The 25,419-nt window shown below is 73.6% G+C and carries 21 protein-coding genes and 1 pseudogene; 16 read left to right on the forward strand and 6 right to left on the reverse strand.

The genetic code is table 11. The features are described 5' to 3' along the window. A pseudogene (locus VMF51_RS11115) lies at nt 1-195 on the forward strand (hypothetical protein); the annotation flags it as partial. A 231-nt stretch (nt 196-426) separates the two neighbouring features. Here the strand turns inward: VMF51_RS11115 and VMF51_RS11120 are convergent. Beyond that, a complete protein-coding gene (locus VMF51_RS11120; protein WP_325474494.1) occupies nt 427-1,938 on the reverse strand; it encodes an FAD-dependent oxidoreductase in 1,512 nt (503 codons plus the stop codon). A 68-nt stretch (nt 1,939-2,006) separates the two neighbouring features. Between VMF51_RS11120 and hrpA the strand changes: the two genes are divergently transcribed. From hrpA to VMF51_RS11140, 4 genes are all read left to right on the forward strand, one after another. Beyond that, nucleotides 2,007-5,795 carry an ATP-dependent RNA helicase HrpA gene (gene hrpA, locus VMF51_RS11125; protein WP_325474495.1) on the forward strand — a complete coding sequence of 1,263 codons (3,789 nt, stop codon included), beginning with the start codon at nt 2,007-2,009 and terminating at the stop codon, nt 5,793-5,795. After that, nucleotides 5,792-6,385, forward strand: a complete 594-nt coding sequence (locus VMF51_RS11130) for a hypothetical protein (protein WP_325474496.1) — start codon at nt 5,792-5,794, stop codon at nt 6,383-6,385. Before hrpA ends, VMF51_RS11130 begins: the two co-directional genes overlap by 4 nt. 180 nt (nt 6,386-6,565) lie before the next feature. Next, entirely contained in the window at nt 6,566-6,991 is a 426-nt protein-coding gene (locus VMF51_RS11135; RefSeq protein ID WP_325474497.1) for a type II toxin-antitoxin system PemK/MazF family toxin, read from the forward strand. Between the two features lie 72 nt (nt 6,992-7,063). Beyond that, nucleotides 7,064-8,458 (forward strand): ABC transporter substrate-binding protein, encoded by a 1,395-nt coding sequence (locus VMF51_RS11140; protein WP_325474498.1) that lies wholly within the window; start codon nt 7,064-7,066, stop codon nt 8,456-8,458. Nucleotides 8,459-8,464: 6 nt separating this feature from the next. On the opposite strand, the gene VMF51_RS11145 is transcribed toward VMF51_RS11140, so the two are convergent. Continuing rightward, nucleotides 8,465-9,757, reverse strand: a complete 1,293-nt coding sequence (locus tag VMF51_RS11145) for a ribonuclease D (RefSeq protein ID WP_325474499.1) — start codon at nt 9,755-9,757, stop codon at nt 8,465-8,467. Then, nucleotides 9,757-10,383 (reverse strand): DUF3000 domain-containing protein, encoded by a 627-nt coding sequence (locus VMF51_RS11150; protein ID WP_325474500.1) that lies wholly within the window; start codon nt 10,381-10,383, stop codon nt 9,757-9,759. Before VMF51_RS11150 ends, VMF51_RS11145 begins: the two co-directional genes overlap by 1 nt. Nucleotides 10,384-10,415: 32 nt before the next feature. Here VMF51_RS11150 and hemE point away from each other — a divergent pair, with 32 nt between their 5' ends. Then, the gene (hemE, locus tag VMF51_RS11155) at nt 10,416-11,501 is read left to right on the forward strand and encodes a uroporphyrinogen decarboxylase (RefSeq protein WP_414689460.1); all 1,086 of its coding nucleotides are present in this window, start codon (nt 10,416-10,418) and stop codon (nt 11,499-11,501) included. On the opposite strand, the gene VMF51_RS11160 is transcribed toward hemE, so the two are convergent. After that, entirely contained in the window at nt 11,489-12,406 is a 918-nt protein-coding gene (locus tag VMF51_RS11160; protein WP_325474502.1) for a DUF4349 domain-containing protein, read from the reverse strand. The two genes, hemE and VMF51_RS11160, sit on opposite strands and share 13 nt — an antisense overlap. Beyond that, nucleotides 12,403-13,338 (reverse strand): LysR family transcriptional regulator, encoded by a 936-nt coding sequence (locus VMF51_RS11165; protein WP_325474503.1) that lies wholly within the window; start codon nt 13,336-13,338, stop codon nt 12,403-12,405. Before VMF51_RS11165 ends, VMF51_RS11160 begins: the two co-directional genes overlap by 4 nt. A gap of 206 nt (nt 13,339-13,544) precedes the next feature. Between VMF51_RS11165 and VMF51_RS11170 the strand changes: the two genes are divergently transcribed. From VMF51_RS11170 to VMF51_RS11205, 8 genes are all read left to right on the forward strand, one after another. After that, nucleotides 13,545-14,765, forward strand: coding sequence for an SfnB family sulfur acquisition oxidoreductase (locus tag VMF51_RS11170; RefSeq protein WP_325474504.1), 1,221 nt, complete (start codon nt 13,545-13,547; stop codon nt 14,763-14,765). Nucleotides 14,766-14,781: 16 nt separating this feature from the next. Beyond that, nucleotides 14,782-15,939 (forward strand): LLM class flavin-dependent oxidoreductase, encoded by a 1,158-nt coding sequence (locus VMF51_RS11175; protein ID WP_325474505.1) that lies wholly within the window; start codon nt 14,782-14,784, stop codon nt 15,937-15,939. Between the two features lie 13 nt (nt 15,940-15,952). Beyond that, nucleotides 15,953-16,462, forward strand: a complete 510-nt coding sequence (locus tag VMF51_RS11180; RefSeq protein ID WP_325474506.1) for a flavin reductase family protein — start codon at nt 15,953-15,955, stop codon at nt 16,460-16,462. A gap of 185 nt (nt 16,463-16,647) precedes the next feature. Next, nucleotides 16,648-18,036 carry a protoporphyrinogen oxidase gene (gene hemG, locus VMF51_RS11185; RefSeq protein WP_325474507.1) on the forward strand — a complete coding sequence of 463 codons (1,389 nt, stop codon included), beginning with the start codon at nt 16,648-16,650 and terminating at the stop codon, nt 18,034-18,036. Nucleotides 18,037-18,102: 66 nt separating this feature from the next. Further along, nucleotides 18,103-19,560 (forward strand): MFS transporter, encoded by a 1,458-nt coding sequence (locus tag VMF51_RS11190; protein WP_325474508.1) that lies wholly within the window; start codon nt 18,103-18,105, stop codon nt 19,558-19,560. A gap of 76 nt (nt 19,561-19,636) precedes the next feature. Next, entirely contained in the window at nt 19,637-20,353 is a 717-nt protein-coding gene (locus tag VMF51_RS11195) for a DUF4386 family protein (RefSeq protein ID WP_325474509.1), read from the forward strand. A 59-nt stretch (nt 20,354-20,412) separates the two neighbouring features. After that, nucleotides 20,413-22,461, forward strand: a complete 2,049-nt coding sequence (locus VMF51_RS11200; protein WP_325474510.1) for a sensor histidine kinase — start codon at nt 20,413-20,415, stop codon at nt 22,459-22,461. Beyond that, entirely contained in the window at nt 22,454-23,110 is a 657-nt protein-coding gene (locus VMF51_RS11205; protein WP_325474511.1) for a response regulator transcription factor, read from the forward strand. The genes VMF51_RS11200 and VMF51_RS11205 overlap by 8 nt, the downstream gene beginning before the upstream one ends. Here VMF51_RS11205 and VMF51_RS11210 read toward each other — a convergent pair. Further along, nucleotides 23,092-23,967, reverse strand: a complete 876-nt coding sequence (locus VMF51_RS11210) for an AraC family transcriptional regulator (RefSeq protein ID WP_325474512.1) — start codon at nt 23,965-23,967, stop codon at nt 23,092-23,094. The genes VMF51_RS11205 and VMF51_RS11210 overlap by 19 nt on opposite strands. Before the next feature lie 88 nt (nt 23,968-24,055). Here VMF51_RS11210 and hemQ point away from each other — a divergent pair, with 88 nt between their 5' ends. Both hemQ and VMF51_RS11220 read left to right on the forward strand, forming a co-directional pair. Continuing rightward, nucleotides 24,056-24,757, forward strand: coding sequence for a hydrogen peroxide-dependent heme synthase (gene hemQ, locus VMF51_RS11215; RefSeq protein ID WP_325474513.1), 702 nt, complete (start codon nt 24,056-24,058; stop codon nt 24,755-24,757). Between the two features lie 40 nt (nt 24,758-24,797). Further along, nucleotides 24,798-25,418 (forward strand): hypothetical protein, encoded by a 621-nt coding sequence (locus VMF51_RS11220; protein WP_325474514.1) that lies wholly within the window; start codon nt 24,798-24,800, stop codon nt 25,416-25,418. Nucleotide 25,419 lies beyond the last annotated feature (1 nt).

The following is a 25,419-nucleotide window of genomic DNA, read 5'->3' on the forward strand; positions in this document are numbered from 1 at the left end:
CCCGCCGCGCGCGGTGGACCGACCTGCGACTGCAACATCGCACCCCTGTGCCGGCGACATCACCGGGCGAAGACCCATACGCGATGGCGCTACGACAAGGTCGACGACACCTCGTTCGTCTGGCGAAGTCCGAACGGGCTCTCCTTCGGACGCGACCACCACGGCACGATCCCGCTCGAGACCCTGCAGCCCTGACCGGCACCCGCCCGTCAGGGCTACAGGCACGCCCTGCCCACGCTGGTTGAGGTGCGAGCGGAGCGAGCCTCGAAACCCGGTGAACCGAACGACCGCGTCGACCAGAGGCTGCTTCTCACCTCGCCGGGTTTCGAGGCTCAGGACTTCGTCCTTCGCGCCTCAACCACCGGGCAGGCTCAGGACTTCGTCCTTCGCGCCTCAACCAGCGGTGGGCCGAGGCCGGAGCGACGGTTAGGTGAGCAGGTCCCGGACGGCGAGCGAGGCGAAGACCATGGCGCTACCGAGGGGGGCGCCCGGGCCGGGGTAGACGCCGCCGAAGACGGAGGCGGCGGAGTTGGACGAGGCGTAGAGGCCGGGGATGGGGGAGGCGTCCTCGCGGAGGACCCGTCCCGCGGCGTCGGTGACCAGGCCGCCCTTGGTGCCGAGGTCGGAGAGGACGAACCGTGCTGCGTAGTACGGCGGCTGGTCGCACGGGGTCAGGGCGGTGCCGGGGCCGCCGGTGAAGAACGTGTCGTACTCGTCCTCGCCGCGGCCGAAGTCCTCGTCGACACCCTTCTCGCAGAGCACGTTGAACCGCTCCACCGACTCGGCCAGCGCGTCGGCGGGCAGGCCGGTGGCCGCGGCGAGCTCCTCGATGCTCTCGGCTCGCACCCAGGTGCCGGCGGCGAGGTGCTCCGCCGGGTCGCCCTCGGGCATCGCGATGGCCGGCAGCCGGCCGCCCTCGCGGGAGTCGAAGACGAACCACGACGGGATCCGGTCGGCCGACGCGGCCATCTCCCGGCCGAACCGGTCGTAGGGGAGGCACTCGTTGGCGTACCGACGGCCGGTCGCGTCGACCATCAGCCCGCTGCGGAAGCCCAGCGTGAAGGACCCGCCGCCGTCCGGCTGCTCCAGCCCGGGGCAGAACCAGCCGACCCCGCTGAAGTCGGTCGCCGCGCCGATCGCCACCGCCGCCTCGATCGGCTCGCCGGTGTTGGTCTCGCGGGGCGCCATCGTCCACGCCACCTGCCCGGGTACGCCGTGCTCCGCGCGCAGCGACGCGTTCCCCTCGAAGCCGCCGGCGGCCACGAGTACGCCGCGCGACGCATCCAGCGTCACCGGCCCCTCGGGCGTCATCGCGGCGACACCGACCACCCGGTCGCCGGAATCGGAGAGGACGAGCCCGGTGACGGGCAGGTTCGTGCGCAGCTCGCCGCCGGCCTCGACGTACAGCGTCGCGAGCCGGGCGATCAGTGCCTGGCCGCCGCTCAGCGTGCTGCGCCCACCCTCGCCGGCGCGGTCCCGCTCGACGGGCGGCCGCACCAACGCTGCGACCTCGGCCGGCAGCTCGGCGCGCTTGACGTTCAGCGGCTGGATCGAGCGGCCCATCGGGACCCGGCCGGGCGCGTCGTAGTACTCCGCGAAGGGCAGCCACTCGAACGGCAGGCCCGCCGCCTCGAGCTCGGCCACCAGCTCGGGCGCGTGGGCGAGGAACGCCTCGATCCTCGTCCCGTCGGGCGACTCCAGGATGGCGCCGAGGTAGGACCGCGCGCCGTCGGTCGAGTCGGCGATGCCCGCCCGCTGCTGGACCTCGCTGCCGGGCAGCCAGCAGGCGCCTCCGGAGTACGCCGAGGTGCCGCCGATCAGCTCGGTCTTCTCGACCACCACCGTGCGCAGTCCGGCCCGGGCGGCGAGCAGTGCCCCGGTCATCGCCCCGCCGCCGGAGCCCACCACGATCACGTCGTACTCGTCCGTTGTCGTCACGCGCTGAATCTAGAACAGGTTCTAGCGATGTGAAACCCACTGGCGCGGGCTGGGATGATGGGGGCGCTGTGAAGATCACCTATCCGTCCGAGCTGCCCGTCAGCCAGCGCAGGGACGACATCGCCGAGGCCATCCGGGACCACCAGGTCGTGATCGTCGCGGGCGAGACCGGCTCCGGGAAGACGACCCAGCTGCCCAAGATCTGCCTCGAGCTCGGCCGCGGGGGCGGTACGGGATCCGGGGGAGGCCTGATCGGGCACACCCAGCCGCGGCGGATCGCCGCGCGCTCGGTCGCGGAGCGCATCGCCAGCGAGCTCGGCACCGAGCTGGGCGGCGCGGACGGCGTCGTCGGCTACCAGGTCCGGTTCACCGACCGGACGTCGCGGTCCACCCGGGTCAAGCTGATGACCGACGGCATCCTGCTCGCCGAGCTGCAGCGCGATCGCGACCTGAAGAAGTACGACACGATCATCATCGACGAGGCCCACGAGCGCAGCCTCAACATCGACTTCCTGCTCGGCTACCTCAAGCGCCTCCTCCCGCGCCGGCCCGACCTGAAGCTGGTCATCACCAGCGCGACCATCGACGTCGACCGGTTCGCCCGGCACTTCGACGCCCCCGTCGTCGAGGTGAGCGGGCGCACCTACCCCGTCGAGGTCCGCTACCGGCCGCTGCTGGATCTCCAGGAGGACGACGAGGACGGCGAGGCGATCGTCCGCGACCAGACCGAGGCCATCGTCGACGCGGTCAAGGAGCTCTCCGCGGAGGGGCCGGGCGACGTCCTCGTCTTCCTGCCCGGCGAGCGCGAGATCCGCGACACCGCCGAGGCCCTCGGCGACCTCGCCTCCCGCCCCGGGAGCCTGGAGATCCTGCCGCTCTACTCCCGGCTCTCCGCCGCCGAGCAGCACCGGGTCTTCTCCTCCCACGGCAACGCCGTACGGCGCGTCGTGCTCGCCACCAACGTGGCCGAGACCTCGCTGACCGTCCCGGGGATCAAGTACGTCGTCGACACGGGCGTCGCGCGCATCTCGCGCTACTCCCTGCGGACCAAGGTGCAGCGGCTCCCCATCGAGCCGATCAGCCAGGCCTCGGCCAACCAGCGCTCGGGCCGCTGCGGCCGCGTCGAGGCCGGCATCGCGATCCGGCTCTACTCCGAGGAGGACTTCGAGAGCCGCCCGGAGTTCACCGACCCCGAGATCCTGCGCACCAACCTGGCCAGCGTCATCCTGCAGATGGCCTCGCTCGGCCTCGGCGACCTCAGCCGCTTCCCGTTCGTCGAGCCGCCCGACAAGCGCAACGTGCAGTCGGGCGTGCAGCTGCTGGAGGAGCTCGGCGCGCTTCGGGTCTCGACAGGCTCGACCACCACGAACCTGACCAAGCTCGGGCGGCGGCTGGCCCGGCTGCCGATCGACCCGCGCCTGGCTCGGATGATCCTCGAGGCCGAGCGGCTCGGCTGCGTGCGCGAGGTGATCGTCATTGCGGCCGCCCTCTCGCTGCAGGACCCGCGCGAGCGGCCCGAGGAGTCGCGCGCTCAGGCCGACCAGCTGCACGCCCGGTTCAAGAACGAGACCAGCGACTTCCTCACCTGGCTCAACCTGTGGCGGCACCTCAAGGAGCAGCAGCGGGAGCTCTCGGGCAGCGCGTTCCGCCGGATGTGCAAGCGCGAGTTCCTCAACTACCTGCGGGTCCGGGAGTGGCAGGACTTCGAGTCCCAGCTGCGCCAGGTCTGCAAGGAGATGAAGATCCAGGTCGGCCAGCCCGCGGACAACCCGGACGCCGACGGCATCCACCAGGCGCTGCTCTCCGGCCTGCTCAGCCACATCGGGCTGCTGGAGGAGAAGGACAAGGAGCGCCCCGGTGGCCGCCGCCCGATGCGCGAGTACCTCGGTGCCCGCGGTGCCCGCTTCGCGATCTTCCCCGGCAGTGTCCTGGCCCGGAGGAACCCCCAGTTCCTGATGGCCGGCGAGCTCGTCGAGACCAGCCGGCTCTGGGCGCGCCAGAACGCCGCCATCAAGCCCGAGTGGGCCGAGCGGCTCGGCGGCGACCTGGTCAAGCGCACCTACTCCGAGCCGCACTGGTCCAAGAAGCGCGCGGCCGTGATGGCCCATGAGCGGGCCACGCTGTACGGCGTACCCCTCATCGCCGACCGGTTGATCTCCTACGGCAAGGTCGACCGCGAGCTGTCCCGCGAGCTCTTCATCCGCCACGCTCTCGTGTACGGCGAGTGGCACACGCGGCACCGGTTCCTCGCCGAGAACCAGCGCCTCCTGGAGGAGGCCGCCGAGCTCGAGCACAAGGCGCGGCGCCGCGACCTCGTGGTCGACGAGCACACCCTCTTCGACTTCTACGACGCGCGCGTCGGCCGCGACGTGGTCAGTGGCGCCCACTTCGACCAGTGGTGGAAGCAGACCCGGCGCGAGCAGCCCGACCTGCTCACCTTCGACCCCGCGATGCTCACCCACGACACGGTCGAGGAGGTGACCGAGGCCGACTACCCCGAGCAGTGGCAGGCCGACGAGAGCCTGACCTTCTCGATCAGCTACCACTTCGAGCCCGGTGCGGCGGACGACGGCCTCACCATCGACGTGCCGGTCGCGACCCTCAACCGGGTCGAGGCCGACGACTTCTCGTGGAACGTCCCCGGCCTGCGCCACGAGCTGGTCACCAGCCTGATCCGCAGCCTCCCGAAGAACCTCCGGGTCAGCTTCGTGCCCGCGCCCGACAAGGCACGGGAGTTCCTCGCGACCGTCCCGGCGGGGGAGGAGCCGCTGCTCGACGCGCTCGAGCGCTGGTGCCGCTCCACGGCCGGCGTGGTCGTCCCGCGCGAGGCGTGGGACTGGTCGAAGGTGCCCGAGCACCTGCGGCCGACGTACCGCGTGGTCGACGAGGGCGGTCAGGAGCAGGCCCGCGGCAAGGACCTGGAGGCGCTGAAGGCACCCCTGCGCGGCCAGTTCGCCGAGGCGATGGCCGAGGTCGCGACCGACAGCGGGCTGGCCCGCACCGGCGAGACGTCGTGGACGTTCGGCACGATCGAGCGGTCGTTCACCCAGAAGCGCGCCGGCCACGAGGTGCAGGCGTTCCCCGCTCTGGTCGACGAGGGCACGAGCGTCGGGCTGCAGGTCTTCGGCTCCGCGGAGGAGGCCGACGCCCGGCACCGTCTCGGCGTACGACGCCTCCTGCTCCTCGGCACGGCATCGCCGGTGAAGGCCGTCCTGGACGGACTCTCCAACGCCGAGAAGCTGGGCCTCGCGGGATCGCCGTACCCCAGCGTGGCCGAGCTCCTCGAGGACTGCCGCGCGGCCGTCGTCGGTGCCGTCGTCGACGCCCGCCCGCCCGTCCGGGACCTGCAGGCGTACGACGCCCTCCGCGCCGAGGCCGCCCGCGACCAGGAGGCCGCACTGCGCGGGCTGCTGGCCGACGTGATCCGGGTGCTGGACGCCTGGCGGCAGGCCGAGAAGGCGCTCAGCGGCCGGGCCGACATGACGGTGCTGACCGCGCTGACGGACATGAAGGCGCAGCTCGGCCGGCTGGTGCACCGCGGGTTCGTCGGCGAGGCGGGGCCGGTGCAGCTGCGCCGCTACCCGACGTACCTCGCGGCGCTGCAGCAGCGCCGGGCCAGGCTCGACGAGGGCGGCCAGGCGGCCGGGCGCGACCGGATGCTGATGGACCGGATCGGCGAGCTGCAGGACGCCTACCTCCACCAGCTCGCCGCGCTGCCCGACGGCCGGCCGCCGGGGGAGCGGCTGCGCCAGGTGCGCTGGATGCTGGAGGAATACCGGGTCTCGCTGTGGGCGCAGCAGCTCGGCACGCCCACCCCGGTCAGCGACCAGCGGATCCGACGTACGCTCGCCGGATGACGAGGCAGCACCACCGCCCGATGAGGCCGGGCGACCGGTTCTTCGACGACCTGCTCGGCGGCACCGACCCCGCGCTGGTCAGCGAGGCCGCCGACCGGGCGGCCACGCTGCTCGTGCGTGGTGCCCGCGACAGCGGCGACAGCGCGGTCGCCGAGCGGCTGCTCCGGCTGGCCGACTCCGAGGGCATCGAGACGATCGCCGAGCTGTGGGCCGGGTCGCCCGCCGACTCCCTCGCCGGGTGCCTGTGGCGGCTCTTCGTCCTCCGGGCGTGGGTGTACGCCGACCCGGTGAGCGCCGCGCACGAGTTCGAGGATGGGCGGGCACGCGCCCAGGTCGCCCGGGTGGTCGCCGGGGTGGCCGAGCCGCCCGGTCCCGACGAGCTGAAGGCGATGGTCGACCAGGTGCTGACGGGCATCGCCGCCGGCGACTTCGCCGACGTGCTGTTCCGGGCCGCGGCCTTCGCGCGTGTCGTCGCCGCCGGCCGGGCCGGCCGCCCCGGGAGTGACGACGCCGACGTACGCCGGATGCTGCTGGTCTCCGAGCAGCTCGAGGCGGCGGGCCACCTGGAGCTCGAGCACCGCCTCGCCTGAGCCGGTTCTGAGAGCCTCTTCACAGGCTGCTCGCGCCGCCTCCCGGAACAACCGGACGTGACCTATGGTTGGCAACTGAGCACGTCGGGCCGTGGCAGCCCCGGGTCCCAAAATAAGCCGCTACGAGCGGCCACGCGCCGTGAGGCGCTCCCGGTCCGGCGTGTTCTCTACTCTTCGGGCATGCGCCGTCTGCTCTCCCGCCTGCGTCGACCTGCTCGAGCCACGACCGACGAGATCGCCTACGCCCCGCGACCGGACGGCCGGCCCGACCCGGGCGAGGTCGTGTGGGGGTGGGTGGCCTACGAGGACGACCCCCGCCAGGGCAAGGACCGCCCGGTCCTGATCATCGGTCGCCGCGGCGACTCGCTGCTCGGGCTGATGCTGACCAGCAAGGACCACGACCGCGACGCCGCCGACGAGGCGCGGCACGGTCGGCACTGGATGGACGTCGGCACCGGCGGCTGGGACCGCCAGCGGCGGCCCAGCGAGGTGCGGCTGGACCGCCTCCTGGTGCTCGACCCCGGATCGGTACGCCGCGAGGGAGCGGCGCTGGAGCGCGGCATCTTCGACGGCGTGATCAACGCCGCTCGACCGTTCCTCGCCTGAACCGGTCCACATTCGTGGCGTGTCGGTAGGGTGTGCCCGGCGTGGGGGACGGCAGTGACAGGAGTGGGTACGGTGGCGGCGAGGCGTGTACGACGGGTCCTGGCGGCCACCTTGGCCCTGGCCGTCTCACTGAGCCTGGCTGCCTGCCAGAGCGAGTCCGGCCCCGACCCGGACCCGACGCCCACCACGGCCGCCACGCCGGAGAAGACCCGGTTCACCTTCGGCGTCTGGGGCACCGAGCCCGAGATCGCGGCGTACGAGTCGATGGTCGCGGGGTTCAACGAGAACTCCGAGCTGAGCCAGGTCGAGCTGGTCGCCTACCCCGACAACGCCGCCCTCGAGGCGGCCGTCCGGGCCGGCGGCAAGGCCGCGCCCGACGTGTTCCTGGCCGACCGTGACGACCTGGTCTGGCTGCGCGAGGGCGAGCTCAACCTGCCTGTCGACGAGCTGCTCGACGAGCGCGGCATCGACTTCGGCGACCAGTACTCCCGGGCCGCGCTGGAGGCTTTCTCCGCGGAGCGTCGGCTGCAGTGCATGCCGTACGCCGTCTCGCCGACCGTCGTCTTCTACAACTCCCGGCTCGTCAACTTCGAGCGGATGAGCGCGCGCGGCCTCCAGGTGCCCGCGGACACCAACAACCGGTGGTCCTTCGACCAGTTCGAGGAGGCCGCCCGGTTCGCCACCCGCAAGCGCCGCGGCAGCAAGGGCGTGCACGTCGACCCGACGACCCGGGCGCTGGCGCCGTTCATCTACTCCGGGGGCGGCCAGCTCTTCGACGACGAGGACGAGCCCACGTCGCTGGCGTTCTCCGACGAGAGCTCGCGCGAGGCCCTGACCCGCACGCTCGCGCTGCTGCGCGACCCCACGGTCACCCTGTCCGAGCAGCAGCTCCAGCGGCGTACGGCGCTGGAGTGGTTCAAGCGCGGGAAGCTCGGCATGATCACCGGCTCCCGGGCGCTGGTGCCCGAGCTGCGCGCGGTCGAGGGTCTGCGGTTCGACGTCATGCCGATGCCGACTCTCGACTCCACCGCGACGGTCGGGGACTTCACCGGGGCCTGCATCACCGCCGGCGGGGGGAGCGTCCCCGAGGCGGCCGACTTCCTGATCTACGCGCTCTCGACCGACGCGGTCAGCCAGGTGGCGCGCTCCGGCTACATCGTCCCGGTCAACCAGGAGGTCGCGCTCACCGACGACTTCCTGCAGCCGGACCGCCAGCCCGAGCACGCCGCGGTGTTCACCGCCGCCATCCGCTCGCTGCGGATCCCGCCGCGCATCGACGTGTGGCCGGCGCTGGACCGCGCCGTCGCGCCGCTGCTCGACGAGATGTTCACGGTGCCGGTCCTCGACGACCTCGAGGACCTCACGACGCGCATCGACGAGGCGTCGCGGACCGTGCTCGACCCGGTGGACCCGGACGAGGAGTCCGAGGACCCGGACGGCACCGAAGGCACCGACGGACCGGAGTAGCCGGGGCTACTCCGCCGGGGGCTCCTGGTCGCCGCGCAGGATGGCGTCGACGAGCACCGGACCGGTCAGCTCGACCTGCCACCGGCGTGCCCCGAGGGCGGTGAGCGCGGCGTCGACGTCGCGGGCGAGCTGCTCGGGCTCGCGGGTGCGCGGCGGCGCCCAGAGCGTACGGCGCAGGTAGTCCGGGGTGAGCAGGTTCTCGACCGGCAGGTGGTGCTGCTCGGCCAGGGCCGCCATCGCCTCGCGGGCCAGGGCCAGGCGCCGGGCGGCGACCGGGTCCTTCTCGGCCCAGGCGCGGGGGAGCGGGGGACCGTCGCCGCGCGGGGAGCGGGCCGGCAGGTCGTGCTCGTCGAGCTCGGCGACCTTGGTGAGCGCCGCGACCCAGCGGGCGGAGTAGCGCTCCGCGCCGCGACCGTGGAAGCCCTTGGTGCCCAGCAGGGCCGCGCGGTCGGACGGCATCGCCTGGGCGGCGGCGACGATGGCGGCGTCGGGGATGATCCGACCCGGAGTGACGTCGCGCTGCTCGGCGAGCTCGTCGCGGGTCAGCCACAGCTCGCGCACCGCGCCCAGGCCGCGCCGGCCGCGGACCCGGTGCATGCCGGAGGTACGCCGCCACGCGTCGACGCGCGGGGTCGGCTCGAAGTGCCGCAGGTGGTCGAACTCCTGGCGCGCCCACTCGGCCTTCCCGGCCTCGTCGAGCTCGCGGCCCAGCGCCTCGCGGAGCTCGGCCAGCACCTCGACGTCGAGGGCGGCGTACTCCAGCCACGGCTCGGGCAGCGGCCGGGTCGACCAGTCGACCGCCGAGTGCTCCTTCTTCATCCGGAAGCCGAGCACCGTCTCGACCAGGGTCGCCAGCCCGACCCGCGGGTGGCCGAGCAGCCGGCCCGCGAGCTCGGTGTCGAAGAGCGCGTCGGGCCGCAGCCCGAGCTCGGCCAGGCACGGCAGGTCCTGGGTCGCGGCGTGCAGGATCCACTCGGTGCCGGCGAGGGCCTCGGCCAGCGGGGCCATCGACTCGAAGCCGATCGGGTCGATGAGCGCCGTACCGCTGCCCTCGCGGCGCAACTGGACGAGGTAGGCACGGTTGGAGTAGCGGTAGCCGGAGGCCCGCTCGGCGTCGATGGCGACCGGTCCGGTGCCCGCGGCGAGCAGGCGACAGAACTCCTCGAGGGCCGGCGGGGTGTCGATGATCGGGGGCAGGCCGTCGCGCAGGGTCAGCAGCGGCGCGGGCTCGGCCTGCGGTTCGGGTTCGGCCTCGGTCTCCGGGGCGTCGTCCAGCGTGGGTTCGGCGGGCTCGGGCATCAGCGGGACGTGCCTCGGTGCCCGCGCCGGCTCGGCATCACGGCGACCCCGTCGGGCACGGGCGGCAGGCCGACGGCCGTGCAGAGCAGCTCGCCCCACGCCTCGACGTGGGGGCCGACGTCGAGCGGGCCGTCGTCGGCGGCGACCGGCGTCCACGAGGCGCGGATCTCGATCTGGGCGGTGCCGTCCTCGTCGGCCATCCCGCCGAAGCTCTCGGTCGCGACCCGGGTCACCGTGCCGGAGATGGCGGCGTACGACGCTCCGTGGCCGCCGAGCGCATCCGTCAGCCACGTCCAGCCCACGTCGGCGAGCATCGGGTCGGTGATCAGGTCGCCCTCGATGTCGGCGCGGGCGTAGGCGACGCAGCGGAACGTGCCGCCCCAGGCGTCGTTGCCGGCCGGGTCGTGGAGCAGGATCAGCCGGCCGGTGCCGAGATCGGTGTCGTCGACGGTGACGTCGGCGGACACCGCGGCGGCGTACGGGGCGATCCGCTGGGGCGCGGGCATCTCCTCGCAGAGCACCTCCGGCCGCAACCGGGCCGCCTGCATACTGGCGACGGCGGACCGGAACTCCGCGGGGCTGCCCTCCGCACCCGTGTCCGGGTGCGTCTCCTGACGCACGACCATGGCTCCACAGTAGGTCCGCACCGCTCGAACCGATGTGCGAACACGCCGGGGCAGGTGTCACCCTTGCGGTCGTGAGCACCGAGAACCACCGCCCTGACCTCTCCGAGAGCGCCTTCCTGAAGGCGGCGCGGGGCGAGCCGGTGCCGCACACGCCGGTCTGGTTCATGCGCCAGGCCGGCCGCTCCCTGCCCGAGTACCTCCGCGTCCGCGAGGGCGTCGGCATGCTCGAGTCCTGCATGGACCCCGAGCTGGTCGTCGAGATCACGATGCAGCCGGTCCGCAGGTACGGCGTCGACGCGGCGATCTTCTTCTCCGACATCGTGCTCCCGCTGAAGGCCGTCGGGGTCGACCTCGACATCAAGCCCGGCATCGGCCCGGTCGTCGCCGAGCCGGTACGCACCCTGGCCGACGTCGAGCGGATCCCCGACCTCACCCCGGACCAGGTCCCGTTCATCACCGAGGCGGTCCGCGGGCTCGTGGGCGAGCTGGGCGGCACGCCGCTGATCGGCTTCGCGGGCGCGCCGTTCACGGTGGCGTCGTACCTCGTCGAGGGCGGGCCGTCGAAGGAGCACGCCAAGACCAAGGCGATGATGTTCGGCGCGCCGGACGTCTGGGACGCCCTGATGCGCAAGATCGCCGACATGGCGGCGGCGTACCTGGAGGTCCAGGTCGCGGCGGGTGCCTCCGCCGTCCAGCTCTTCGACTCCTGGGCGGGCGCGCTGACGCCGGCCGACTACCGCGAGCACGTGATGCCGCACTCGGCTCGGGTGCTGGAGCGGGCGGGCGCGCTCGGCGTGCCGCGCATCCACTTCGGCGTCGGCACCACCAACCTGCTCGGCCTGATGGGCGAGGCCGGGGCCGACGTCGTCGGCGTCGACTGGCGTACGCCGCTCGCCTCGGCCATCCCGCTCGTCGGCGACCGCGGAGTGCAGGGCAACCTGGACCCGACCCTGGTCTTCGCCCCCACCGAGGTGATGACCGCCCGGGCCGCCGAGGTGATCGAGGCCGGCCGTGCCGCGAAGGGCCACATCTTCAACCTCGGGCACGGCGTGATCCCGTCCACCGACCCCGACCAGCTGGCCCGGCTGACGGAGTTCGTGCAGTCCTACGAGGTCTGAGGAGCTCCCGGACGCCGCCGCAGGCGGCGCAGGAGCGGCCAGCCCGGGATCGCGAGGACGAGCAGGACCACCGCCCACGGCAGCACCGCGCCGAGGAAGGTGGCGAGGCCGACGCCGAACTTCTTCAGCGCGTCCCACCCGGCGTCCAGGCCGCTGAGGAACCCGGCCTCGTCCTTCTCCCGCTCGGTCGCGTCCTGCTTCGAGGTGCGCTCGACGGAGACCGAGATGGTCGACATCGAGGTCTGGTCGGCCAGCACGTCCTGCTGCTTCTCCAGCGAGGCGAGGTCGGCCTGGCGCTGCGAGAGCTGGGCCTCGATGGCGACGATGTCGCGGATGCTCTCGGCGCGGTCCAGGAGCAGCGCGATCCGCTCGATGCTGCGGCGCTGGACCCGCACCCGGATGTCGACGTCGAGGACCTGGGTCGTGACGTCCTTGCTGTCCGAGCCGGAGGAGATCAGGTCGCCGGCGCCCTCGAGGGCCGTCATCGCCTCCGCGAACCGGTCGCTCGGGATCCGGAGCACCAGGCGCGAGCGGACGACCTCGCCGCTCTTGTCGATCTCGGTGTTCTTCTGCTCCACCTCGCCGGCGAAGCGGTCCGCGACCTTCTCGACGTCGAAGAGCGCCTGGGCCGCGTCCGGACTGCGGAGCGCGACGTTGCCGGTCGAGATGACGGCGCGCTCGACGGCGGCGTCGGTCGCGTGGGCGGCCTCGTCGGCGGCGGCCCCGACCGCGTTGTCGAGGAGGGCCGGCGCGTCGGCGTCCTCGGCGATCGCGGCGCGGCTCTCGGCCGACTCGCCGCCCCCGCCGCCCCCGCTGTCCCCGTCCGACGCCCCGTCGCCGCCCGAGGAGCACGCGCCGAGGACGAGCAGGGCGGCGGCGGTGACGGCGGCGAGGGTGCGTCTCATGTCCGGTGGGACGGGGCCGGCGCCGGGGTGGTTCCGTCGTGGGAGCGGGCGTGGTCGACGAGGGCGCTGGTCAGGGCGCGCACGGTGAGTGGGACGTGCTGCTGGCGACGCTGCCGGAGCACCAGCGTCACGGACGTCGCGTCGTGCCGCAGCGGACGGTGGGTGATCAGGCCGGCCCGCTCCAGCGGGTCGCCGACCACGCTGTAGTGGGGGAGCACGGTGAGCCCGAGGCCCTCGGCGACCATGATCTTCCCGAGCTCGGCGCCGTCGGTCGTGTAGGAGATCTCCGGCATGGCCGAGCCGAAGAGCCGGTGGGCGAAGCGGTGCATCAGATAGCCGGCGCGCATCGCCACGAACGGTTCGGCGCGCAGCTGGTCGGTCGTGATCTCGTCGTACGACGCCAGCGGATGGCCCGCGGGCAGCACCGCGACGGGCCGCCCGTGGACGAGCGCGCGGTCGACCAGGTCGGGCGGGGCGTCGTCGCCGGCGAGCACGTTGACCAGGCCGAGGTCGAGGGCGCCCTCCTGCAGCCCCTGGTCGATCTCGCCCTGTTGGATGTTCAGCACCTCGACCGTGCTGCCGGGATGGGCGGCCCGGAAGTCGCGGACCGCCGGGACCAGGACCGTCGAGGTCGCGGTGCTGACCGTCCCGACCCGGACGACGTGGTGTCCCGCGGCCTGGTCGCCGGCCGCCGTCCGGAGCCGGTCGACGGCTTCCAGCACCTCCACCATGTTCTGCAGCAGCTCGCGGCCACGGCGGCTGATCCGGGCGCCGGATCGGCGCCGGTCCAGGAGGGTGACGCCGAGCTCGCGCTCCAGCTTGGAGACGGCCTCGCTGAGCGCGGGCTGCGAGACGTGCAGTCGCTCGCTGGCCTTGCGGAGCGACCCGTGCTGGGTCACGGCGGCGATGTACTCGAGCTGCTCGATGCGCACGGGTGCCTCCTGTGGATCATGAACCTTGTAAGTCGATCGAGACAATTGGATTAGAGGTCGACTGTAGCGCTCCCGCTCGCGGTGATCGGCAGAACCGATCACCCGGTCGATGTGATCTGCCGCCTGATGGATCGTTCCGCCTTGCATCCGAGCGAATAGTGCAGCAATCTGATAAACATAAGTGGTCAAGCAGAGGAGTTGCCCCGATGAACGCATCGACCGGTCCGGCGACGCTCGCCCCTGCGCGGGTGCCGGTCCTCGACGCCGCGTCGGCGGTGGCGACCGCGGCTCGCGTCGCCGAGGAGCTCGCGCTGGGTGCCGCCGAGCGCGACGCGCAGCGGGTCCTCCCGGCCGAGGAGCTCGACGCCCTGTCCCGCTCCGGCCTGCTCGGCATCACCGTCCCGGCGGCGTACGGCGGCCCCGGGCTGGGCGCAGCCACGGTCGCCGAGGTGATCCGGCTGCTGGCCACCGGCGACCCCAACGTCGCGCAGATCCCGCACAGCCACTTCGTCTACGTCAACGCGCTGCGCGAGCAGGGCACCCGCGAGCAGCAGGAGTTCTTCTTCGGCGAGGTCCTGGCCGGCCGGCGGTTCGGCAACGCCCAGTCCGAGGTCGGGACGAAGCACGTCCGCGACTTCCGCACCACGCTGCGGCCCGCCGGCGACGGCCTGTGGATCCTGGACGGGGAGAAGGGCTACAGCACCGGTGCGCTGTTCGCCGACTGGATCCCGGTGCTCGCCCACCTCGGCGAGGACGGTCCGATGCACGTCGCCTGGGTGGAGCGGCGCGCCGACGGGGTCGGCGTCGTCGACGACTGGGACGGCATGGGCCAGCGCACCACGGCCAGCGGCACGGTCCGGCTGGCCGGCGTCCGCGTGCCGGCGTCCCGGATCACCCCGTGGCACCTGACCTTCGACGCCCCGCAGACGTACGGCGCCTTCGCCCAGCTGGTGCACGCCGCGATCGACGCCGGCATCGCCCGGGCCGCGCTGGGCGAGGCCGCCCGGTTCGTGACCACCAGGAGCCGGCCGTACCCCGACGCCGGTGTCGAGCGGGCCGCCGAGGACCCGCTCGTCGTCCAGGCGTTCGGCGAGATGGAGCTCGCCGTGCGCGCGGCCGAGGCACTGCTCGCGGAGGCCGGACGAGCGGTCGAGGCCGCCGACGCCGGGTTGTCGGTCGAGAGCGTCGGTGCGGCCAGCCTGGCGGTCGCCGCGGCCCGGGCCTCGACGAGCGCCGCCGCGGTCGAGGTGACCAGTCGGCTCTTCGAGGTCGCCGGCACCCGCTCGGCGCTGGCCTCGCTCAACCTCGACCGGCACTGGCGCAACGCGCGCACGCACACCCTGCACGACCCGGCCGCCTGGAAGGTCCAGCACCTCGGCCGCTACGCCGTGGCCGGGACGCTCCCGCCCAACCACGGCCAGATCTGAGACGAAAGGCGACACCATGAGCACGCTGAAGTTCCACTGGTTCCTGCCGACCAACGGCGGCGACGGCCGCAACGTGGTCGGGGGCGGTCACGGTGTCGAGGCCGGCGCCTCGGGCCGGCCGGCCTCGGTGCCGTACCTCGGTCAGATCGCGCGCAGCGCCGAGCAGCTGGGCTTCGACGCGGCGCTGACGCCGACCGGCGCCTGGTGCGAGGACGCGTGGATCTCCACGGCGATGCTGAGCAGCCTCTCGGAGCGGCTGAAGTTCCTCGTCGCGTTCCGGCCCGGGCTGACGGCGCCGTTCCTGGCCGCACAGATGGCCGGCACCTTCCAGAACCTCTCCGGCGGCCGCCTGCTGCTGAACGTCGTCACCGGCGGCGAGAGCCACGAGCAGCGGATGTTCGGCGACTTCCTGGACAAGGACGGACGCTACGCCCGGGCCGACGAGTTCCTCGAGATCGTCCGCCGGCTGTGGGCGGGGGAGACGGTGGACTTCGAGGGCGAGCACTACCGCGTCGAGGACGCCACCCTGAGCCAGATCCCCTCCCCGCAGCCCCTGATCTACTTCGGCGGCTCCTCGCCGGCCGCCCTCGACGTGGCGGCCCGCCATGCCGACGTCTACCTCACCTGGGGCGAGCCGCCGGCCGCCGTCGAGGAGAAGATCGGGCGGGTCCGCGAGCGCGCCGCCGCCGAGGGCCGGACCCTGACGTACGGCATCCGCCTGCACACGATCGCCCGCGACACCTCCGAGGCCGCGTGGGCCGAGGCGGACCGGCTGCTCGCGAACATCTCCGCCGAGGACATCGCCCGCGTCCAGGAGGGTCTGAAGCGCTCGGAGTCCGAGGGACAGCGCCGGATGCTGGAGCTCAACCGGGGCAGCAAGGACGGCCTGGAGATCCACCCGAACCTGTGGGCCGGCGTCGGCCTGGTCCGCGGCGGCGCCGGCACGGCCATGGTCGGCAGCTACACCGAGATCGCCGACCTGATCGAGCAGTACGCCGCCGTCGGGATCGAGGAGTTCGTGCTCTCCGGGTACCCGCACCTGGAGGAGTCGTACTGGTTCGGCGAGGGCGTGCTGCCCGAGCTGACCCGGCGCGGCCGCTGGGTGCACCCCGCCCCGGTGACCGGCCGCGCCTCCGTCCCGTTCGGCGCGCCCGCCCGGACCGCCGCCTCCTGACAGGAACCCCTCCATGACCGTCTCGCCCTTCACGACCAACCAGGACCTCGACCCCACCCGGCTGCGGGAGGCCTTCGGGATCTTCCCGAGCGGCGTCGTCGCCGTCGCCGCCGAGGTCGACGGGACCCTGACCGGCCTGGCCGCCAGCTCCTTCACCTCGGTGAGCCTGGACCCGCCGCTGGTGTCGTTCTCGATCGCCAACAGCTCGAAGACCTGGCCCGACCTCCGTCGCGCCGGCCACCTCGGCGTGACGATCCTCGCCGACCACCACGGCCCGATCTGCCGGCAGCTGGCCGGACCGGTCGAGCAGCGCTTCGACGAGGTGCCGGTGAGCGTCAGCGAGGACGGCGCCGTGACCCTCGACGAGGGGCTGGCCCGCTTCGACTGCACGATCTACCGCGAGGTCGAGGCCGGCGACCACACGATCGTGCTGCTGGAGCTGCACGCCGTCGAGCACGCCGACACGTCCCTGCCGCTGGTCTTCCACCGCAGCGCGTTCGGGCGGCTCTCGGAGACCGCCTAGCGATCGCCGCTGGCGGCGTGCGTGCGGAATAGTTGGATGGTTGGCGTCGTCAGGGTGTGTGCCTCGCGAGGCGGCGGCACGACGGCATACCGGGCGTCTTCCGAGTGCTGCCAACGCTGCGAGGTGCGCGCCATGGCGGCGTCCAGCCGCCAACGATTTCGGGCGCGCGCCGCTAGCCTGGCGAGGTGGATCCCCAGCCTCGCCGAGCCGTCGTCGTGGGGGCCGGTGTCGCCGGCCTGAGCGCCGCCCGAGACCTGGTCGCAGCCGGTCACGAGGTGGTCGTGCTGGAGGCGACCGACCGGGTCGGCGGCAAGCTGCGCCGCGAGCAGGTCGCGGGCGTCACCGTCGACGTCGGTGCCGAGGCGATGCTCCACCGCCGGGCCGAGGGCGTCGACCTGGCCCGCTCGCTCGGCCTGGAGGTCGAGCACCCGGCGATCGTCTCCTCCCGGATCTGGTCGCGCGGCGCGCTCCGGCCGCTGCCGCGCTCGCTGATGGGGGTGCCGCTCGACCTGGACCAGCTGGCCGCGTCGGAGGTGCTCAGCCCCGAGGGCCTGGCCCGGGTGCGGGCCGAGCCCGCGCTGCCGCCCGAGCCGCCGGAGGCGTTCGACGACGACGTGTCCGTCGGCGACCTGGTGGACCGCCGGTTCGGGGCCGAGGTCACCGACCGGCTCGTGGAGCCCCTGCTCGGCGGGGTGTACGCCGGCCAGGCCCGCCGGATCTCCGCCCGCGCGGCCGTGCCGCAGCTGCTCGCCCTGGCGCGGCGCGGATCGCTCCTCGAGCGCGCGGCCGCCCTGCCCCCGTCGTACGACGGGCCGGTCTTCGCGGGCCTGCCCGGGGGGATGGGCCGCCTCCCGGAGGCGCTGGCGGAGGAGCTGGACGTCCGGACCGGGGCTACCGTGCGCGCGCTCGAGCGGACCCCGACCGGCTTCCGCCTGGTCGTCGGTCCCACCACCGCCCCCGAGGTCGTCGAGGCGGAGACCGTGGTGCTCGCGACCCCCGCCGCGCCGAGCGCCCGGCTGCTGGGCGAGGTCGCTCCCGCGGCGGCGCGCGAGCTCGCGGGGATCGAGTCGGCCTCGATGGTGGTCGTGACGTTCGCGTTCCGCGCGGGCGACGCCGCCGTGCTCGACGGGCTCGCTGCGTCCGGCTTCCTGGTCCCGCCGGTCGAAGGCAGGCGGATCAAGGCATCGACGTTCTCGTTCGCGAAGTGGGACTGGGTCCGGGCCGCCGGACGCGGTGCCCTCGACGGCGACGACCTGCTCCTGTGCCGGACCTCGCTGGGCCGGCACGGCGAGGAGGTCGCGCTGCAGGCCACCGACGAGGAGCTGGTGGCCTGGTCGCTGGCCGACCTCGCCGAGGCCACCGGCCTCGCGGCCGTCCCGGTGGACGTGCACGTACGGCGCTGGGGCGGCGGGCTGCCGCAGTACGCCCTCGGCCACCTCGACCGGGTCGCCCGGGTCCGCGCCGCGGTCGCCGAGGTCCCCGGGCTGGCGGTCTGCGGCGCGGCGTACGACGGCGTCGGGATCCCGGCCGTGATCGGCTCGGCGCGACTGGCGGTGTCCCAGGTCACCGTCTGAGCGGGAATGCCCGGGCATGGTTGACAGTTACAACTTGTCGCTGTGTCGCCACGTCTCAGGAGCTCGATGAACCCGCTGGACCGCCGTACCGACTACCGGGTGACCTTCATGGTCCTCTGCCTCGGTGTCGCCACCTTCTCCCTCCTGCAGTCGATGGTGAACCCCGTCCTGCCGACCATCGCCCACGAGCTCGACACCGACCAGGCGACCGCGACCTGGGTGCTGACGGCGTACCTGCTCTCGGCCTCGGTGTTCACCCCGATCATCGGCCGCGTCGGCGACAAGGTCGGCAAGGAGCGGATGCTCGTCGTCGCGCTGGGCTCGCTCGCGGTCGGCTCGCTGATCGCGGCGCTGGCGCCGTCGATCGGCGTGCTGATCCTGGCGCGGGTCGTGCAGGGCGTCGGCGGCGGCGTGCTGCCGCTGACCTTCGGCATCATCCGCGACGAGTTCCCCCGCGAGAAGATCGCCGGCGCGATCGGCACGGCGTCCGCGCTGCTGGCCTTCGGCGGTGGCATCGGCCTGGTCATCGCCGGTCCGCTCGTCGACGCGCTGAGCTACCACTGGCTCTTCTGGCTGCCGATGATCGCGACCGTGATCGCCACCGTCGCCGCCGCCGTCCTGGTGCCCGAGTCGCCGGTGCGGACCCCCGGGAAGATCAGCGTCGGGTCGGCGCTGCTGCTCTCCGCGTGGCTGGTCGCGCTGCTGCTCGCCACCAGCCAGGGCCACAGCTGGGGCTGGAGCTCGCCCGAGGTGATCGGCCTGTTCCTCGCCGCCGCGGTCCTGCTGCCCGTCTGGGTGCGCGCCGAGGCGCGCAGCGAGTCCCCGCTCGTCGACATGCGGATGATGCGGCTCCCGCGGGTCTGGACGGTCAACCTGGTCGCCCTGCTGTTCGGCGCCGGCATGTACAGCCTGTTCGCGTTCCTGCCCGCCTTCCTGCAGACCCCGTCCGAGGCCGGCTACGGCTTCGGCATCACCGTCACCGAGTCCGGGCTCCTGCTGCTGCCGCAGACCGTCGCCTCGTTCCTGATGGGCGTCGTCTCCGGCCGCCTCGCCGCGCGCTTCGGCTCCCAGGCGCTGCTCGTGGTCGGTTCGGCGATGACCGCGGCCAGCATCTTCGGGCTCGCGCTCGCGCACGGCGAGATCTGGTACGTCGTCGCCTCGACCACCCTCTTCGGCTTCGGGCTCGGCCTGGCCTTCGCCGCGATGGCGAACCTCGTCGTCGAGGCGGTGCCGCCGTCGCAGACCGGGGTCGCCAGCGGCATGAACGCCAACATCCGCACCGTCGGCGGCGCGATCGGCACCGCGGTGCTGACCAGCGTGGTCACCTCCGGCGCCCGCCCCGACGGGCTGCCCGTCGAGTCCGGCTACACCACCGGGTTCCTGCTGCTGGCCATCTCCCTGACGGTCGCCACCGTGGTGGCGCTGCTCATCCCGCTGATCCGCACGCGCACCCCGCAGGGGACCGCGCGGCCGGCCGAGGCACGGGTCGAGGCGCCGCTGCGGGCCGAGGTCGCGACCGGCTGACTCGGTCCGGGTCCGAGGACCGGGTCTGCCCCGTTGTCCCTGGGCGCCGGGACACCCGGCCCGGCACGGTCCTGCCATGACCACTCACATCTCCACCCACAACCCCGTCCGTTCCGATCTCCCGTCCGACTCGGCGACCGCCCCGCGGCGTACCCCCTCGCGGCGCTGGGCGCTCGCCGGCATCGGCTCGGCGGTCGCCGCCCTCGGCGGCGGCGTCGCCGCCGGCATGGTGAACGCCGTCTACGACCCGGCGATCTCCGATGACGCCGACGCGGTCCTCGACCGGCTGGGCGACTTCACCCCGCAGATGGTCGTCTTCCAGGTGCTCACCAGCATCTCGGCCCTGCTCCTGGTCGTCTTCGCGGTCGGCCTGTTCCGCCGGCTGCGGGCCACGACCGCCGGCGACAGCCTGGCGCCCGGCATCGCCGCGTTCGGCCTGCTCGGCACCGCCGTCGTGCTGGTGCTCGGCACGTCGCTGAACACCGAGTTCGCCTTCGGCGTCGCCGAGGAGGGCCTGCTCGTGCCCGAGGCGGCCGTCGTCTACAACCACTGGATCGGCACCGTGCCGGCCTGCTGGATCCTCGCGGGCCTCGCCGGCCTCGCGACGTACGCCGTCGCGCGCAGCGGCGGGGTGCCCCGGTGGCTCGGGCGGGTCGGGCTGGTCCTCGGTGGCCTGACGCTGCTCGTCGGCGTGCTGCCCGTGCAGTACATGGCCGGTCTGACCGGGGCGCTCTGGCTCCTCGTCACCGCGATCGGCTTCGCGATCGGCGACAAGGCGCACCGGTCCGCGTGAGCGACACCCCGAGAGCCGGTTCGGCCCCCAGCGGGCCGGACCGGCTCCACAATGTGCCGGTGACCCCGATCCGCACCCGGCTCGGCGCGGCGCTGCTCGCGGTGACCGTGCTGGCCTGCTGCGCGCTGAGCGTGCTGCTGGAGCTGGAGATCGCGGGGCGAGCCGGACACGACGCCCTGGCCGACTCGGCCGCGGACGACAACGGCGTCGTCGGCACCCTCGCCGGGCTGCTGATCACCGGATGCGCGCTCCTGGCCCTGCGCACCGGCGAGCACCGCGGCCTCGGCTGGACCCTGGGCGCCGTGGGGGCCTTCTGGGCGACCGACGGGCTGGCCCAGTCCTACGTCCGGCTCGGCCTCCTGCACGACGAGCCGTTGCCGGGGATGACTTTCGCGACCTGGTACCTCTTCCGGTTCACGGCCCTGCTGCCGCTCACGATCGTGATCCTCCCGCTGCTGTTCCCCGACGGCCGCTTCCTGCGCGGCGCCTGGGGCGTCGCCGGCCGGGTGACCGTCGCCCTGATGGCACTCAGCGCCGTCGCGTTCACGGTCGCACCGCACGACGACGCGGCCACGCCCGGCGGCGTACCGCCCGGCGTCGACCCGGACCCCACCACCCTGCCTGGCCTCGACGGCCTCTGGCCGGTCCTGGTGCCCACCCTCTCGGTGGTCTCGCTGGCCGCCGGCGTGGTGGTCCCGGTCGGCACGGTGATCCTGCGCCACCGCCGCTCCCGCGGCCTGGACCGGGACCGGATGCGGTGGCTGCTGTGGGGCGTGCTCACCACCGCGCTGCTGGTGGTGGGCTCCCTGGTCGTCGACCTGCCGGGCCTGGTCGGCGCCGCCCTCTTCCTGATCGTCGCGCTCGTCCCGGTCGCGGTCACGATCGCCCTCGTCGACCCCACCCTGGTCTCCATCGAGCGCCTGCTCGGCGGCACCCTCGTGTACGGCGGGCTCGCGGTGCTGCTCGTCGCCTTCGACTTCGCGGTGCTCGCCGTGCTCACCACGGTCCTCGGCGACGCACTGGACCAGCGCCAGGTCGTGGTCGTCGTCCTGCTGGTCTCGGTGGTGCTCTACGGCCCGCTGCGCCAGCGGCTCTCGTCCTGGGTGCGCCGGCTCGCGCTGGGGGACCGGGAGAACCCGTACGACCTGGTCGCGGGCCTGGCCACGACGCTGGAGTCCCTCGACGACGGTGCCGCCCAGCTGTCGGCCGTGGCGAGGGCGGTCTCGGCGGCCTTCGGTGTCTCCTACGTCGGCATCGAGGTCGAGCGCGGCTCCGGCGAGCGGATCACCGCCACCCACGGCACCGCGCCGGCCCAGACCCGCGTCCTCGCGATCACCTACCGCGGCACCGACGTGGGGCGGCTCGTGCTGCCCGCGCGCGGCCTGCGCAGCCGGCTCTCGCGCCGCGACGAGCAGCTGCTGGGCGACCTGGTCCGGCAGGCCGCCACCGCCGCCCGGACCAGCCGGCTCGCCGACGAGCTGCAGGAGAACCGCGAGCGGCTCGTCGTCGCCCGCGAGGAGGAGCGGCGCCGCATCCGCCGCGATCTGCACGACGGGCTCGGTCCCGCGCTCGGCGGCGTGGTCTTCCAACTGGAGTCCGCCCGGCTGCTCGTCGACCAGGACCCCGAGACCGCGAAGCAGCAGCTCGCCGCGACCACCCGGCACGTCCAGGACGTCGTCGCCGACGTACGCCGCCTCGTGCACGACCTGCGACCGCCCGCCCTCGACGACCGGGGACTGGTCGGCGCGCTGCGCCAGCAGACCGAGCGCCTCGTCCCCGGGGCGATCGTCGAGGCGGGCGAGCTCGGCACGCTCTCGGCGGCGGTCGAGGTGGCGGCGTACCGGATCGCGGGTGAGGCGGTCACCAACGTCGCCCGCCACGCCCGCGCGGGCTCCTGCTCGGTCCGGCTCGAGGTCGACGGGGGACACCTGCTGGTCGAGGTGGCCGACGACGGCGTCGGCATCCCCCCGGAGGTCGAGGCCGGCGTCGGCCTGGTCTCGCTGCGCGAGCGCGCCGCCGAGCTCGGCGGCCGCGCCGAGATCACCTGCCCGTCCGACGGCGGCACCCTCGTGCGCGCCTGGCTGCCCCTGAGGAGTGCCCATGAGTGACATCCGGGTCGTGGTCGTCGACGACCACCAGATCGTCCGCGACGGGTTGAGCGCGCTGCTCGGCGCGCTCGACGGCATCGAGGTGGTCGGGGCGGCCGCCGACGGTCGCGACGCGCTGCACGTGGTGGCCGAGACGATCCCCGACGTCGTCGTGATGGACATCCAGATGCCCGGCCTCGACGGCATCGAGGCGACCCGGTTCATCACCAGCCGCCAGCCCGGCGTGCGGGTCGTGATGCTGACGATGAACGAGGACGACGACACGGTCCTCGCCGCGATCCGCGCCGGCGCCTCGGGCTACCTGCTGAAGGGCTCCGGGGCCGAGGAGGTCCGCAACGCCGTCCGCGCGGCGGCCGCCGGCGGGCTGGTGTTCGGGGCGGCGCTGGCCGGCCGGGTGGCGGCGTACTTCGCCGGAGTCCGGCCGGAGCCGGAGAAGGAGGAGCCGTTCCCCGACCTCACCGAGCGCGAGCGGACGGTGCTGGAGATGCTCGCGGCCGGCCGCTCCAACGACGCGATCGCCGGCGAGCTGTACGTCTCCAACAAGACCGTCCGCAACGCCGTGTCGTCGATCTACACCAAGCTGCACGCGGCCGGTCGTGCCGAGGCGATCGTCAAGGCGCGCGAGGCGGGCTACGGGCGGGACGGCTGAGGCTCGATCGGCAGCCACAGCTCCGTGGTGGCGGTGGAGAAGTCGTCGGCGCGCTCCAGCACGGCGACGATCTCCGGCCCGGACGCCCAGACCCACGGGTTGGAGGGGAACCACTGGGTCGCGGCGTCCGCCCAGGTCTGCTGCAGCGCGGCCGGGTAGGGCCCCGCGGCGCGGAGCACGACCCAGGTCCCGGCCGGCACCTCGATCACGTCGAGATCCTCGGGGGCGGGGCCGCCCGTGGCGGCGCCGTGCAGGTAGGTGAGCATCGACCCCTCCGTCCGGTCGGGGTCGATGTCCGTGCTGACCGAGAGGATGCCGGCCGGCTCGGTGTCGGACAGTCCGGCCAGGCGCTGGTGCTGGGCCGGGGTCAGCGACGCCACCATTTCCTGGATGTGCGGGTTGGGGCCGGCGTGGATCAGCGGCACGCGGCGGGCGTGGCCGACCAGGCGGAAGGCGGACTTCTCGACGATGCGGGCGTCCATGGGGGTGCTCCCTTCGACGGTGAGGTGGAACGTGAGGGTGGACTGCGACCGGAGTGGGCCGCCGTCGCGTCGTACGTCGGCGGGGCCGGCGCCGTGGACCGAGCGGAACGCACGGCCGAAGGCCTCGGTCGACCCGTAGCCGAAGCGCACGGCGACGCTCAGCAGGTCGTCCTCGGCCGCGATCACGTCCCTGGCGGCGACGGTCATCCGCCGACGCCGGACGTACTCCGAGAGCGGCATGCCGGCCAGCGCGGAGAACATCCGGCGCAGGTGGTGCTCGGTCGTGCCCAGCTCCCGGGCCAGCGACGCGACCTCGAGGTCGTCGGTGAGACGCTCCTCGACGAGGGCGACCAGCCGGTTCAGCTCGGTGATCATGCGTCGAACCTAGGGGCTCGGGCAGGGGTCGGACCCGATGATCCGTGCCCGTTCCGGTCGGCCCGGGCGCCCGAGGCAGAATGGCGGCATGACGTCGAACGCTGCCCGGGTCAAGGAGATCAACGCCTCCATCCGCTACACGATGTGGTCGGTGTTCCGGCTCGCCGACGTGCTCGGCGACGACTCCGACCGGGCGGGGGAGGCCGCCGAGGTCGAGAAGCTGTACGCCGACCTGGCCGAGGCCGACGTCGTCGTCCGCGGCACGTACGACGTCAGCGGCCTGCGCGCAGACGCCGACGTGATGGTGTGGATCCACGCGGCCACGTCCGAGGAGCTGCAGGCGGCGTACCACCGCTTCCGCCGGACCCGCTTCGGGCGTCGCCTGGAGCCGGTCTGGTCGCAGATGGCGCTGCACCGGCCCGCCGAGTTCAACAAGAGCCACGTGCCGGCGTTCCTCAGCGACGAGGAGCCGAAGCGGCACGTGAGCGTCTACCCGTTCGTGCGCTCCTACGAGTGGTACCTCCTGGAGGACTCCGAGCGCCGCCAGATGCTCGCCGACCACGGCCGGATGGCCCGCGACTACGCCGACGTGCGCGCCAACACAGTGGCCAGCTTCTCGCTCGGGGACTACGAGTGGATCCTGGCCTTCGAGGCCGACGAGCTGTACCGCATCGTCGACCTGATGCGGCACCTGCGCGGCTCGGAGGCCCGCCGCCACGTGCGCGAGGAGATCCCCTTCTACACCGGCGCGCTCACCCCGATCGCCGACCTGGTCGACCGGCTGCCCTGACGCCGGGAACCCGGTCCCGCCCGCGCGCGTCCCAGGGGCCATGAAGACGTCCGTGGCCCTGGCCGCCCTGCTGCTCACCCTGACCGCCTGCGGGTCCGGCGACGACGAGCCGACCGCCGTCGACCCCGGTCCGCAGTCCGCGGCGATGCCGAGCGCCGCTCCGGTCCCGGCCGGCCCGGTGCGCACGGTCCGGCTCGCCACGGTGCTCGACACCGGCGAGGGCGCCGAGCTGTGCCTGGGACCGGTGGCGGAGTCGTTCCCGCCCCAGTGCTCCGGTCTCGCGATCACGAACTGGGACTGGGCCGAGCACGGCCAGGAGATGTTCGACGAGCAGGACCCGGTCCGGTGGGGGACCTACGCGGTCACGGGCCGCTGGGACGGCACGGCCTTCGAGGTCACCGACACCATCCCGGGTCCGCTCTACGACGCGATGGCGCCCGAGCCGAGCCCGACGCCGAGCCCGGCGGCGTCGTACTCCGACGCGGAGCTGGAGTCCGTCGCGGCCGACCTGCGCGCCCTGCCCGGGGCGCAGGGCGCGGCCAGCGACGGCACCACCGTCACCGCCGACGTCCTGTACGACGACGGCACGTTGCAGGCCTGGGCCGACGAGGAGTACGGCGCCGGGGTCGTGCTGGTGTCGTCGCTGCTCGTCGAGGACTGAC

Source organism: Nocardioides sp. (genome assembly GCF_035503875.1).
Classification (GTDB): Bacteria; Actinomycetota; Actinomycetes; order Propionibacteriales; family Nocardioidaceae; genus Nocardioides.

What these genes read in the sequence shown, in the direction of transcription:
- VMF51_RS11130 (WP_325474496.1), top strand. Translation starts at nt 5,792, where the DNA reads ATGACGAGGCAGCACCACCGCCCGATGAGGCCGGGCGACCGGTTCTTC.
- VMF51_RS11135 (WP_325474497.1), top strand. Translation starts at nt 6,566, where the DNA reads ATGCGCCGTCTGCTCTCCCGCCTGCGTCGACCTGCTCGAGCCACGACC.
- VMF51_RS11145 (WP_325474499.1), bottom strand. Translation starts at nt 9,757, where the DNA reads ATGCCCGAGCCCGCCGAACCCACGCTGGACGACGCCCCGGAGACCGAG.
- VMF51_RS11150 (WP_325474500.1), bottom strand. Translation starts at nt 10,383, where the DNA reads ATGGTCGTGCGTCAGGAGACGCACCCGGACACGGGTGCGGAGGGCAGC.
- hemE (WP_414689460.1), top strand. Translation starts at nt 10,416, where the DNA reads ATGTGCGAACACGCCGGGGCAGGTGTCACCCTTGCGGTCGTGAGCACC.
- VMF51_RS11160 (WP_325474502.1), bottom strand. Translation starts at nt 12,406, where the DNA reads ATGAGACGCACCCTCGCCGCCGTCACCGCCGCCGCCCTGCTCGTCCTC.
- VMF51_RS11170 (WP_325474504.1), top strand. Translation starts at nt 13,545, where the DNA reads ATGAACGCATCGACCGGTCCGGCGACGCTCGCCCCTGCGCGGGTGCCG.
- VMF51_RS11175 (WP_325474505.1), top strand. Translation starts at nt 14,782, where the DNA reads ATGAGCACGCTGAAGTTCCACTGGTTCCTGCCGACCAACGGCGGCGAC.
- VMF51_RS11180 (WP_325474506.1), top strand. Translation starts at nt 15,953, where the DNA reads ATGACCGTCTCGCCCTTCACGACCAACCAGGACCTCGACCCCACCCGG.
- VMF51_RS11190 (WP_325474508.1), top strand. Translation starts at nt 18,103, where the DNA reads ATGAACCCGCTGGACCGCCGTACCGACTACCGGGTGACCTTCATGGTC.
- VMF51_RS11195 (WP_325474509.1), top strand. Translation starts at nt 19,637, where the DNA reads ATGACCACTCACATCTCCACCCACAACCCCGTCCGTTCCGATCTCCCG.
- VMF51_RS11205 (WP_325474511.1), top strand. Translation starts at nt 22,454, where the DNA reads ATGAGTGACATCCGGGTCGTGGTCGTCGACGACCACCAGATCGTCCGC.
- VMF51_RS11210 (WP_325474512.1), bottom strand. Translation starts at nt 23,967, where the DNA reads ATGATCACCGAGCTGAACCGGCTGGTCGCCCTCGTCGAGGAGCGTCTC.
- hemQ (WP_325474513.1), top strand. Translation starts at nt 24,056, where the DNA reads ATGACGTCGAACGCTGCCCGGGTCAAGGAGATCAACGCCTCCATCCGC.
- VMF51_RS11220 (WP_325474514.1), top strand. Translation starts at nt 24,798, where the DNA reads ATGAAGACGTCCGTGGCCCTGGCCGCCCTGCTGCTCACCCTGACCGCC.